This is a genomic window from Azospirillum griseum (assembly GCF_003966125.1).
Taxonomy (GTDB): Bacteria; Pseudomonadota; Alphaproteobacteria; order Azospirillales; family Azospirillaceae; genus Azospirillum; species Azospirillum griseum.
The window spans coordinates 1-301 of sequence record NZ_RXMA01000166.1 but is presented as its reverse complement, the minus strand read 5'-3'; the positions used below and the strand labels follow the sequence as shown (position 1 = coordinate 301).

Annotated in this window: 1 rRNA gene; it reads right to left on the bottom strand. The window is 55.1% G+C overall.

Going from position 1 to position 301, the window contains the following annotated elements:
• Window positions 1-26: 26 nt before the first annotated feature.
• A 5S ribosomal RNA gene (gene rrf / locus EJ903_RS26645) occupies window positions 27-142 on the bottom strand.
• Window positions 143-301 lie beyond the last annotated feature (159 nt).

Sequence of the window (301 nt, the reverse complement as noted above, 5' to 3'; positions counted from 1 at the left end):
TGTGTGGTTTCTCGTGTGCCTGAGTGACCTGGCGGCGACCTACTCTCCCACGCCTTAAGACGCAGTACCATCGGCGCAGAGGCTTTTCACGGCCGAGTTCGGGATGGGATCGGGTGTTTGACACCTCGCTATGACCACCAGGTCACGCAGGCACAAGACCGAAACCACACTGGAACCAACTGTTCGCGCTGTTTGTGCAAGTGATTGGAGGATGATTTTGTATCTGAAGCGGCGGTTTGTGTCAAGTCATTGTTTTGGCCTGTTTTTCAGCCTCGCTGGGAGGACTGTCTGGCGGACTTGA